Raw genomic sequence first — 11,024 nt, 5'->3', positions numbered from 1 at the left:
TGAAGTTCAGCGGTGTCGAGGACTCCTCGCTCCAGACCAGCTTCGTCGTCGACGACACCGCCGTGACGACCGGCTGACGTACCGCGGTCGGATCAGAACGTGCGCTTCAGCAGGCCGAGCAGCGCCTCCCAGTGCCGCTCGGACGCCTCGGCGGAGTAGGCCGGGGTGTCGGCCTGCGTGTAGCCGTGGTCGGCGCCCCGGTAGATCTCGCAGGTGTTGCGGACCCCGGCGGCGTCGAGCGCCTCCTGGAAGGTGCGGATCTGCTCCTCGGTCATCGAGTGGTCCTGGTCCGCGAAACCGAAGTACAGCTCGGCGGTGACCCGGTCGGCCAGCAGGTGCGGGCTGTCCGCGTCGTCGGTGACCATCCGGCCGCCGTGGAAGCCGCCCGCGGCCGCGACCCGGTCCGGGAACGCGGCGGCGGTCCGCATGGCGAGCCGGGCGCCCATGCAGTAACCCGTGATCGCCACCGGCCCGTCGGCCACCAGCGGGCTCTGCGCCAGCCAGTCCAGGTAGGCGGCCGAGTCCCGGTCGGTGAGCTCCGGCGTCAGCGACATCATGACCGGCATGATCCGCTGCCAGATCGTGGGGTCCGCGGAGGGGTCGATGAACTCGGGCAGGTCGAACACCGGGGTCCGGCCGTGACGGTAGAAGACGTTCGGGACCAGGACGGTGTAGCCCTCGCCGGCGAGCCGGTCCGCCATCGCCTTCAGGTGCGGGCGGATCCCGTAGGCGTCCTGGTAGAAGAGCACACCGGGGTGCGGGAGTCCGTCGGCCGGGTGGGCCAGGTAGGCGTCGGCGACCCCGTCCGCGGTGGTGATGTCCACGTCGGTTCCCTGTACGGCGGTCATGGCGCAAGTGCCTCTCTGTGGAGTCGGCGTCGGGGTGCGGGACACCCGGCGCGGCATGTCCTGATCATCGTGGCACGCGCGGCCGGGCGAACCGGCCCGGGGGAGCCGGAACCGGTCACTCGAAGCGCGAGGTGTCGCCCGCGCCGCGGCGTACGATCTCCGCCTCCCCGCCCGAGAAGTCGATGACCGTGGTCGGCTCGGTGCCGCACTCCCCGGAGTCGACCACCGCGTCCACCGAGTGGTCGAGCCGGTCCTTGATCTCCCAGCCCTGGGTCAGCGGCTCCTCCTCGTCCGGCAGCAGCAGGGTGCTGGACAGCAGCGGCTCGCCCAGCTCCGCCAGCAGGGCCTGGGTGACCACGTGGTCGGGGATGCGGACGCCGACGGTCTTCTTCTTCGGGTGCAGCAGCTTGCGCGGGACCTCACGGGTCGCCGGGAGGATGAAGGTGTAGCTGCCGGGGGTGGACGCCTTCACGGCCCGGAACACGTCGTTGTCCACCCGCACGAACTGGCCGAGCTGGGCGAAGTCGCGGCACATCAGTGTGAAGTGGTGCCGGTCGTCCAGACGCCTGATGGTGCGGATCCGGTCGATGCCGTCCCGGCTGCCGAGCTGGCAGCCCAGTGCGTAGCAGGAGTCGGTCGGGTATGCGATGAGCGAGCCCGACCGCACCGCGTCGGCGATCTGGGAGATGCTCCGCGGTTGCGGGTTGTCGGGGTGCACGTCGAAGTACTTCGCCATCCGCCGAGCTTATGCCGAGCGACGCGAACCGGCCGAATTTCCGGATCGGCGCGCATGGCCGCCGGAATCCGGGGCACCCGACCATTCAGCCGCCCGGGGCCCTCCCCCCCGGTCCCGGGTGAGGCGTCCTTCGCCGGCGGCCCTTTCCCCCGAGGGCCGCCGGCGAAGTCGTGTCCGGCGGCCGGTGGCCGGGACCGGCCCGGATCCATCGGGTAACGTCCAGGGACCGAGGCCGACGCGAGGGACGAGGAGCAGGGCGACATGGCAGGCCGAGCGGACCGGGGCCCCCACGACCCGACACCCGACGGCGACCGCTGGGCCGCGCAACTCCTCGACCACCTGCGCCCCGGCGCCCGGGACCCCCGCCGGGTCGTCACCTGGCTGGCCCACGCCGTCCAGGCGAGTGTCTGCCTCCGGGCCGCCGACGGCACCCTGCTGGCCGGCACCCGGATCCCCCTCGACGCCGGTCTGGTGGCCGACGTGACCACCGGCCGGATCTCGGCCGCCGCCGTCCAGGACGGCGACCGCCACCTGCGCCTGGTCGCCGTCCGCGCCCCGGACCCGCGCCCGGCGGCGGCCGGACTGCTCGCCGTGGCCCGCGCCACCCCCTTCGACCGGCGCGCCGCCGAGACGGTCACCCACACCGCCGGGGTCGTCGAACTGCTGCTGCGCGAACGCGAACTGACCACCGCGGGCCGCAGGCTGCGGCGGGCCGCCGCCGACCTGCGGCTGGCGATCCTGCAACTCCTGATGGTGGAGGACACCGTCTCCGCCCGCCGCGTCGCCGCCGGCCTGTGGCCCGGCCTCCTCGACACCGACAGCGCCCGCGTGTACATCGTAGAAGGGCACCCGGCGGAACGTGACGGCCTCGCCGACGACTGCGTCGACGTGACCCACGGCCAGGCCCTCGTCGTACGCTGCCCCGCCATGGACGGCCACGTCATCGTCCTCAGCCCCTCCCCGGCCACCGGGGAAGCGCTGCGCACGCTCGTCCACGGCCGCCCCGGCACCTTCCTCGGCGGCAGCGTCCGCCAGAGCCTCGCGCAGACGGCCACCGCCTACGGCCAGGCGGTCAGCGCCCTCGCCGTCGCCCACTTCCGCCCCGACCAGGCCGCCGTCTACGCCGAACGCACCCACCCCGCCCGGCTGATGGACCCCACCGCACTGCGCGCCTGGTCCTCCGCCGTGCTCCGGCCCCTCGACGACCTGCCCCACCACACCCGGGCGGAACTGCTCGCCACCACCCGCCTCGGCCTGGAGTTCACCGCCGTCAGCGCCGCCAAGGTCCTCGGCGTCAGCCGCAACACGGTCCGCGCCCGCATGGACCGCGTCGAGACGCTGCTCGGCGCCGACTTCTCCGACCTCACCGTACGGGCCGCCACCCATCTGGCCCTCAACACCGAGGCGGCCCGCACGGAAGAACCCGCCGGGGCGGCACGGCAGTCCGCCCCGGTCCGGCTCGGCGACCTGCTGGCGGGGCCCGCGCTGCGGGCCTGGGCCCAGGACCTGCTGGACCGGCTGGCCCGGGACGGCCGGGACCTGCGCGGCACCTTGCGCGCCTGGATCGCCGCCGGGGGGAACGCCGAACGCGCCGCCCAGGCCCTGGGCGTGCACGCCCAGACGGTCCGCGAACACGTCCGGGGCGCCGAACCCGTCCTGGAACGCCAGCTGCTGGCCTCCGGCACCGACCTCTACGAGGTCGTCCTCGCCCACTTGGCCCTCGGCGAGCTCACAGCACCCGTCCTGCTCCGGGCGAACCAGGGCCAACCGGACTCACCTGTGCACAGGTGAGTCCTCCGTCCGCCCGAACAGGCATCGGCGCGGTACCCAACGGCCGGATCCGCACGTAGGTTCACCTTGCGCGGGGGCCCGACCGGCACGGGGGTCCGGTCGCCGCCCCCGCCACCTGCGGCTTCACACCCCCAGCCGGACCGGGACCTCCTGCCAGCCGAAGGCGATGAACGACGGCACCTGCCGCAGTTCCTGCTCGCCCACCGCCAGCCGCAGCCCGGGAAAACGGTCGAACAGGGCGGGCAGCGCGGCCAGCGCCTCCGCCCTGGCCAGCGGCGCGCCGATGCAGCGGTGCACGCCGATCCCGAAGGACAGATGGTCGTCGGCGCCCCGCGCGGCGTCGAACACAGCGGCGTCCGGCCCGTAGTGCGCCGGGTCGAGACCCGCCGCCGCGTACGTCGTGATGATCGCGTCCCCGGCCTCGATGGTGACGTCGCCGACCTTCAGGTCGCTGACCGCGAACCGCAGCGGCAACGAGGCGATCGAGGGATGCACCCGCAGCGTCTCGTCGATCACCGCGTCCCAGCCGATCGTCCCGGAGCGTACCGCGGCCAGTTGCACGGGCCGTGTCAGCAGCGCCACGACCGCGTTCCCGATCAGGTTGACCGTGGTCTCGAACCCGGCGCCGATCACCAGCAGCAGGGTGTGGAGCAGCTCTTCGTCGCCGAGCCGGTCGCCGTCCTCGTCGCGGACCCGGATCAGCTCCGTGGTCATGTCGTCGCCCGGGTGCTCCACCTTGTACGCGATCAATCCCCCGAGGACCGTACCGATCCTCTCCTGCACGGAGGCGGCGTGCTCCGGGCTCGGGTCGGAGGTGTCCATGATGGCCGCGATCAGCTCGGCGGTGTCGTCCCGCATCTCGTCCGGGACGCCGAAGAGTTCGCAGATCATCCGCATGGGCAGCGGATGGGCCAGAGCGGCGCGCAGGTCCACCACCGAGCCGTCGGCACCGGCCTTTGCCATGGCGTCCAGCAGCTCTTCGGTGATCGCCGTGACCCGTGGCAGCATCGCCTCGGTGCGGCGGTGCGTGAAGCTCGGTGCCACCAGCTTGCGCAGCCGCGTGTGGTCCGGGCCGTAGGCGGACAGCATGTTGATCACACCGACCCAGCCCAGGATCCAGCCCCAGGAGGGGTGTTCGGAGATCTCGGGCCACAGGCGCCAGTGCTTGCGGGGGTCTTTGCTGACCCGAGGGTCGAGGACGAGCTCCTTGAGCACGTCGTAGCCGGTGGGAGCCCAGGCGGGTATGCCGCCGGGCAGTTCGACCGGCACGACGCGGCCGAGGGCACGTAACCGCGCGCTCTCCGCCGGGATGTCGGAGCCGAACGGGTCGAGGGCGATGCGGTCGGTGACGGTCACGGCGTCTCTCCAGGCTGGTCGGGGGAGCGGGGGCTGAACCGGACGGGCAGGGACGTCAGCGAGCGGTGGAACGGGCCGGGCCGCCAGCTGAGCCGTTCGCGGGGCAGGACGGGTTCGAGGTCGGGCAGCCACAGCATCAGCCGCTCGATCGCCTCGGTCGCGATGAGCAGCGCGTGGTGCCGGACCGGGCAGGCGTGTGGGCCCGCGCCCCACGACAGGTGCGAGGCGTCCCCGGCCCGCGGCCCGCCGGTGGTCTCCCGCTCGGCGAACAGCCCCACGGCACCGAAGGAGACCACCACCGGGACCGCCGGCCTGATCCAGGCCCCGTGGAAGGAGACCGCCCGACGGGCGTAGTAGATGCCGTAGTTGGCCAGCGGGGTCTCGTGGTGCAGCACCTCGACCACCGCGTCCATGACCGGGCGGGCGCCGCTGGTCAGCGTGGAGTAGTAGAGCGGGTTGCCGAGGATCCGGGAGAGCGCGTTGGAGACCAGGTTCGTGGTCGGCTCGTACCCGGCGCCCAGGGTCAGGAACACCTGCCAGGAGACCTCCTCCGGGGTCAGTCCGGCGGGATGGTCGAGGAGCATGCTCGGCAGGTCCTCGCCGCGCTCCGCGACCTTGGCGGCGACCAGCCGCAGCACGTACTCGGCGTAGTCCGCCTCGCCCTCGGCCGCCCGCGCACCGCCCTCCATCATCTTCAGGACGCCCTCGTTGAGCCGGTCGCCCTGGCTGTCCGGCAGTCCGAACAGGTTGTTGAACACCAGCGCCATCAGCGGGCGGGTGAAGTCGGCGACGAGGTCCGCCTCGCCGCGGGGCGCGAACCGGTCCACCAGCAGCCGTACCGCGCGGTGCACCAGCGACCGCAGGTCGTGCGGTTCGATCAGGTCGAACACGTCGATGAGGGTGGTCCGGTAGCGGATGTGCGCGTCGGCGTCCGAGAACAGCGCGTTGGGCCGCCAGCGCATCATGCCGAGCAGCGGGGATTCCTCGGGGACGGTCCCCTCCCAGGCCCGCGGGTCGTGCGAGAAGGTCTCGACGTCCCGCAGCACGTCCAGGGCGGCGCGCCGCTCCGTGACGACGTACGCCGGGGTACCCGGCGCGAGTTCCCCCCAGCCGACCGGGCCCTGGGCGCGCAGGGCGGCGTAGTAGCCGTGCGGGTTGCGTGCGAAGCCGTCCTCCCACAGGCACACCGGGGCGGACACGGTGAAGGACTGCTGCGCGGTCATCGGACCTCCGCCGGCCGGTCGTCGATCAGATGCTGTACGAGGGCGAGCAGCGCGTCGACCGAGGAGTGCGCGTCCCGGGCGTCGCAGGTCACCAGCGGGGTGCCGGGCTCCAGGTCCAGCGCGGCGCGCAGTTGCTCGCCCGTGTGGTGGTCCGGGGCGTCGGGGAACGTGTTGAAGGCGACCGCGTAGGGCAGCCCCGCCTCCTCGATCAGGCCCAGCACGCCGAACGAGGCGTCGATCCGGCGGCCGTCCACCAGGACAAGCGCGCCCAGCGCCCCGTAGGAGACGTCCTGCCACAGCGTCCGGAACCGGTCCTGCCCCGGAGTCCCGAACAGGTACAGCACGACCCCGCCGGGCAGGCTGATCCGTCCGAAGTCGATGGCGACGGTGGTGGTCTCCTTCTCCCGCACCCCGTCGAGGTCGTCGACGTACGCCGAGGCCTCGGTGAGGTGCTCCTCGGTGTGCAGCGGGCGGATCTCCGACACCGAGTCGATGAGGGTCGTCTTGCCCACCCCGAACGGCCCGGTGACCAGGATCTTCACCAGATCGCGGGCGGAGTCGGGGAGATGCGGGCCGCCCGTGCGGGGCAGCTCACCGGTGCTTGAGGTCGCGCAGGCCATCGGCCACTCTCTTCAGCAGGTCGGGGTCGAACCGTTCGGCGGGCGGGATCGGCGCGCGGGCCCGCACCAGGTCGCGGTCGACGAGGTCGGCGGCCAGCACCCGGACGGCGGAGAACGGCAGCCGCAGCAGCGCCGCCGCCTCCACCACCGTCAGCGCACCGCCGGACAGCAGTTCCAGCAGCGCCTGTTCGGCGGCGGGCAGCCCCGCGGGCAGGGGCGAACCGTCGCGGGTGAGCACCGTCAGCCGTTCCAGATGCGGACGGCTGGGCCGGGCCACCCCGCCGGTGGACAGATACGCGGGGACCAGGGGGCGGCCGCCGCGACGGCCGGTCATGCCGGCGCGCCGCCGTCGGAGCCTCTGGGCGCGGCCGCCATCGCCTTCTCACCCAGCCGGGCCACCTGCGAGTGCACGCGGTGCGCCAGCAGGTCCAGGCGCACCTCCGGGTCGCCGTAGGCGGCCACACAGGTGCCGTGGTCGGTCGGCACGATCAGCACGTAGCCGTGGTCCGACTCGATGACCACCTGGCGTACCTCGGCCCGGTCCCGGTCCGCGAACGCGGCGGCCGCGGCCCGGCAGGCGCCCTGCACGGTACTGGTGATCGCGGCGACCCGCTCGGCGCTCGCCCGGGACAGACCGTCGGTGTGACCGGTCGCGAGACCGTCCCGGGTGAGCAGGACGGCGGCCAGTACGTGCGGTACCTGCAGGACGGGGTCGAGCACCCATGCCGTGTCGCCCGTGTCGCGGCTGGTCATCTGTCCGCTCCTCCTTCGTCGTCGGTCGGGTGGGAATCGGGCGGGGTGGCCCGCTTGGGTCCGCGTGCCGCCGCGGTGCCGTACTGGAGGGCCGCGAGCGCGGCGGCGGCCTCCTCGGGGCGGTGCGCGGCCGGCTGCGACGCGGGTGCGCCGGGCGCGGCGGCAGGGGTACGACGGCGCCGCCGCGGCAGCCCGCCCAGGTCCCCCGGGTCCTGGTGGCCGGGGGCGGGAGCGGGAGCGGCGGCGCGACCGTGTTCGGGCCCGGCCCCGGGCGCTCCACGCCCAGCCGACTCGCCTACGGCCGTCTCGTGCCCGGCCGTCGTACGGGCGGCCGTCTCGTGCCCGGCCGTCGTACGGGCGGCCGTCTCGTGCCCGGCCGTCGTACGGGCGGCCGTCTCGTGCCCGGACGTCTCGTGACCGGTCGTCTCGTGTGCCGGTGCTTCGTGCCCGGGATTCTCGGGTCCGGGCGCCTCCGGCACGGACTTCCCGGGCACACGTGTTTCGCGTGCGCCGGTTTCGCGGGACGGACGGTCGCGGTGGGGCGGCCGTTCGCGGGTCGAGCGTGGCGCGCTGGCCGCCGGCGGGCGTTCGACGGGGTCGATCCGGCAGAGCAGATGACTGTCCACCCGCAGCACCGCGCGCACCCCGCCGTACGGGGAGGGGGAGGTGAGGTCGACGTGCAGGTCGAACTGGCGCGTGAGCTGGCCCACCGCGGCCAGGCCCATGCGCGGCGGGTCCCCGAGGTCGGTCAGCAGAACCGGGTCGCTGCCCGCCACCAGCCGCTGCACGCGGGCCCGTTCGTCCTGCGTCATGCCGAGGCCCGCGTCGTCGACGGTGACGCACACTCCGTGGTGGACGTGTTCCAGGTTGACCAGGACCTCGGTGTCCGGCGCCGAGTGGCGCAGCGCGTTGTCGAGGAGCTCGGCGACGATGATGGCGACCGGCTCCACCGCGTGCGACACCAGGGCGGTGCCGGGTTCCAGATGGTTGTGCACCCTGACCCGCTGGTACCCCGCGAGCCGGGCCTGGCCGCCGGTCACGGCGTCCACCACGTGGGACTCCTCGCGGGCCAGGCCCACCCAGCCCCCGCACACCACGGCGGCCACCTGTGCCCGCCGCAGCGACTGTTCGTTCTCATGGTCGAGCGCGAACAGCGTCTGCGCCAACTCGGGGTCGTCGTAGCGCTGTTGCAGGCCCCGCAGGGCGTCCTGCAGGCGGTACAGGGCGGCCTGGATCTCCCGGGTCGCACCACGCAGTCCGGCCTGGGCGGCGGCGTCGATCCGGACCCGCTGCGCGGTCAGCTCCTCGCGCAGCGCGGTGAGCACGTACTCCAGCGCGATCCCCGTGGGCGTCCCCGGCGTGTGCTGCCGGGCGGGTCCCGGCACCTTGAGGTGCGGATGGGCCAGCTGGGCCGCGGCGGCGGGCATCCGGCGGGCGGCGAGATGCTCGATCTCGGTGATGAGCGCGCCCTCGGCGCCTGCCAGCCGGGCGTGCGACTCCGCGACCTCGGCCCGCAGCGCGGCGTTCTGGCGGCGGGAGTGCCACAGACCGCCGCCGAGGACGAGCGCGCAAAGCGTTCCGGCGGCGAGACCACCGGCCACCAGTTCCGGTAATTGGATCATGGAGTCGGATTCCAGGGGGTAGGGCAGCAGTGGGGGCAGGGGGGAGCCCTGGGGCCCCTCCCATGGAGCGCTCGCAGCACAGTACACACCGTCATTGACCGGCCTCGCACGGTGAATCGACACATCACTTCGAATCCGGCCGCCGACTGTTCGCTTCTGTGTCAAGTGTCGGAAATGCCGTGCTCGGAGCAGGAGTTGGCCTTCGGAGTGGCTTAAGTCGTCACCGGGTGGCCGAGGCCGGCGCCGGCAGGTCGTAGACGTGGGCCGGGGAGATGACCCGGGTGATCGCCTGGCCGAACAGGGTGCTGGGCTCGATGTCGCCGTGGTAGCCGATGTCGGTGTTCAGCAGTACGGCCACCGTGGTGCGCGCCGACGGCAGGTACACCGTCAGCGCCTCGTAGCCCGGCAGTGAGCCGTTGTGCCCGATCCAGCCCTGTACGTCGAAGATGCCGAGGCCGTACCCGGCGCCCTTGATCCCGGTCGGGGGAGTGGTGAGCCGCTGCTTCTGGGTGGCTGGGCTGAGCATGGTGCTGCCGTCGGGGAAGACCCCGGTGGCCGCCGTACGGGCCCAGAGGTGCAGATCGGCCAGGTCCGAGATCATCGCGCCGGCCGCCCAGCCCCAGGACGGGTTCCAGTCGGCGGTCTCCGCCACCTGCCCGTTCGCTGTCTGGTCGGTGTAGCCCTGCGCGTGCGGGGTGGGGAACGCGTTCCCGGTCGGGAACACCGTCCGGTTCATGCCGGCGGGGGCGAGGACGCGCTGCCCGATGTACGCGCCGAGCCGCTGTCCGCTCTCCTTCTCGACGAGCAGGCCGAGCAGGATCAGGTTGGTGTTCGAGTAGGAGAACTTCGCCCCCGGCTGGAACAGCACCGGATGCCTGAAGGAGTAGGCGAGCAACTGCCGCGGGGTGAAGGCGCGTTGCGGATCCGAGGTGAGCGCCTTGAAGAAGTCGTCGTCCTCGGAGTAGTTGAACAGTCCGCTGCGCATCCCCGCCAGGTCCCGCACGGTGATCCGGTCGCCGTTCGGTACGCCGCCGAGGTACTTTCCGATGGGGTCGTCCAGCCCTACCCTGCCCTGGTCGACCAGTTGCAGCACCGCCGTGACCGTGAACATCTTGGTCTCGCTGCCGATCCTCATGTAGAGGCCGGGCGACATCCGCTGCCCGGTCGCCTTGTTCGCGACCCCGAAGGAGCGAACGTAGTCGGGCTGCCCGGGAGCCCAGACCCCGACGATCACGCCGGGCACGTGCGCCTCGCGCATGACCTGCTGGACGGCGGCGTCGAGCCGGCGGGCCACGGCCGGAGTCATGGCCCGCACGTCAGGGCGCGCGGAGGGTGACGGCGTGGGCGAGGGCGAACGCGCGGCGGACAGGGCAGCCGCGGCGGGGGGCGCGGTGGCGAGCGGCATCGTCAGTGTCCCCAGCACGACGGTGATCGCGGCGCAGGCGCGCAGCCCGGTGGGTGAGCAGGACATGGGCTGACTCCCAGCACATGGGTGACCGTGCGGTGGGATCGGACGTCGGAACCCTGGGTTCACAGGATACGAGCGTCTGCCCGAGGCCGCCCGCCGGCCGGCCCGTTACTCGTGGCTCGCAGGCCGCAGCACCGCGAGCGTGGCGTTGGCCTCGCGCAACGCCAGTTCGAGCGTGCCCGGCGAGTGCAGCGTGCCGGCCCCGTCGGGCGGCACCAGCCACTCCAGGCTGCGTCCGGCCCGGTACGGCGGCGGGGCGGCCACCCACGACCCCTTGGTCGCGTACCGCAGACCGGCGCCGATCCATCCACCGGACGGATCGGGCGGCAGGAAGAAGCCGACCCGGTGCGCCGCGCTGTCCACCAGGGTCGGCCCCGGCACCGGCAGCGACGGTTGCCACAGCAGGTCCAGTGCGAGCAGGCCGAGCTGGTCCGGCACGCTGAGCACGTCCCAGAAGCGGCCCGCCTCCAGCAGCGAGACGCCCTCCCCGTGGTCCCACTCCCACTTGCACGTCCGGGGGTCCGCCGCGGCCGCCGCGAGCCATTCCACGCCCTGCGTCCACATCGTGTTCGTCATCCACTGCTCCGGCACTCGGTACATCGGTCCG

At 73.2% G+C, this 11,024-nt stretch carries 11 protein-coding genes; 1 reads left to right on the top strand and 10 read right to left on the bottom strand.

Annotation, left to right across the window (positions count from 1 at the left end; genetic code table 11):
• Window positions 1-92: 92 nt before the first annotated feature.
• Together ACZ3KP_RS23020 and ACZ3KP_RS23015 are read right to left on the bottom strand one after the other, a co-directional pair.
• On the bottom strand, window positions 93-848 hold the full coding sequence (locus ACZ3KP_RS23020; protein WP_467501524.1) for a dienelactone hydrolase family protein: 756 nt from the start codon (window positions 846-848) through the stop codon (window positions 93-95).
• Between the two features lie 115 nt (window positions 849-963).
• On the bottom strand, window positions 964-1,584 hold the full coding sequence (locus ACZ3KP_RS23015; RefSeq protein ID WP_467501523.1) for an L-threonylcarbamoyladenylate synthase: 621 nt from the start codon (window positions 1,582-1,584) through the stop codon (window positions 964-966).
• Between the two features lie 261 nt (window positions 1,585-1,845).
• Between ACZ3KP_RS23015 and ACZ3KP_RS23010 the strand changes: the two genes are divergently transcribed.
• Window positions 1,846-3,375, top strand: coding sequence for a helix-turn-helix domain-containing protein (locus tag ACZ3KP_RS23010; RefSeq protein ID WP_467501522.1), 1,530 nt, complete (start codon window positions 1,846-1,848; stop codon window positions 3,373-3,375).
• A 123-nt stretch (window positions 3,376-3,498) separates the two neighbouring features.
• Here ACZ3KP_RS23010 and ACZ3KP_RS23005 read toward each other — a convergent pair whose 3' ends face one another.
• The 8 genes from ACZ3KP_RS23005 to ACZ3KP_RS22970 all read right to left on the bottom strand — a co-directional run bounded on the left by ACZ3KP_RS23005 (window position 3,499) and on the right by ACZ3KP_RS22970 (window position 10,993).
• Entirely contained in the window at window positions 3,499-4,731 is a 1,233-nt protein-coding gene (locus ACZ3KP_RS23005; RefSeq protein WP_467501521.1) for a cytochrome P450 family protein, read from the bottom strand.
• Entirely contained in the window at window positions 4,728-5,954 is a 1,227-nt protein-coding gene (locus ACZ3KP_RS23000) for a cytochrome P450 family protein (protein WP_467501520.1), read from the bottom strand. The genes ACZ3KP_RS23005 and ACZ3KP_RS23000 overlap by 4 nt, the downstream gene beginning before the upstream one ends.
• The gene (locus ACZ3KP_RS22995; protein WP_467501519.1) at window positions 5,951-6,574 is read right to left on the bottom strand and encodes a GTP-binding protein; all 624 of its coding nucleotides are present in this window, start codon (window positions 6,572-6,574) and stop codon (window positions 5,951-5,953) included. Before ACZ3KP_RS22995 ends, ACZ3KP_RS23000 begins: the two co-directional genes overlap by 4 nt.
• The gene (locus tag ACZ3KP_RS22990; protein WP_358981613.1) at window positions 6,546-6,908 is read right to left on the bottom strand and encodes a DUF742 domain-containing protein; all 363 of its coding nucleotides are present in this window, start codon (window positions 6,906-6,908) and stop codon (window positions 6,546-6,548) included. The genes ACZ3KP_RS22995 and ACZ3KP_RS22990 overlap by 29 nt, the downstream gene beginning before the upstream one ends.
• A complete protein-coding gene (locus ACZ3KP_RS22985; protein ID WP_358981612.1) occupies window positions 6,905-7,327 on the bottom strand; it encodes a roadblock/LC7 domain-containing protein in 423 nt (140 codons plus the stop codon). Before ACZ3KP_RS22985 ends, ACZ3KP_RS22990 begins: the two co-directional genes overlap by 4 nt.
• On the bottom strand, window positions 7,324-8,949 hold the full coding sequence (locus ACZ3KP_RS22980) for an ATP-binding protein (RefSeq protein ID WP_467501518.1): 1,626 nt from the start codon (window positions 8,947-8,949) through the stop codon (window positions 7,324-7,326). Before ACZ3KP_RS22980 ends, ACZ3KP_RS22985 begins: the two co-directional genes overlap by 4 nt.
• Before the next feature lie 220 nt (window positions 8,950-9,169).
• Window positions 9,170-10,420, bottom strand: coding sequence for a serine hydrolase domain-containing protein (locus tag ACZ3KP_RS22975; RefSeq protein WP_467501517.1), 1,251 nt, complete (start codon window positions 10,418-10,420; stop codon window positions 9,170-9,172).
• Between the two features lie 105 nt (window positions 10,421-10,525).
• Window positions 10,526-10,993: a hypothetical protein gene (locus ACZ3KP_RS22970; protein WP_467501516.1), complete on the bottom strand. Its 468-nt coding sequence runs from the start codon at window positions 10,991-10,993 to the stop codon at window positions 10,526-10,528.
• Between the last annotated feature and the right edge of the window lie 31 nt (window positions 10,994-11,024).

It is taken from the genome of Streptomyces sp. NPDC020958 (assembly GCF_055562175.1).
The sequence above is the reverse complement of the archived record's forward strand: the minus strand, read 5'-3'. Positions and strand labels throughout refer to the sequence as shown.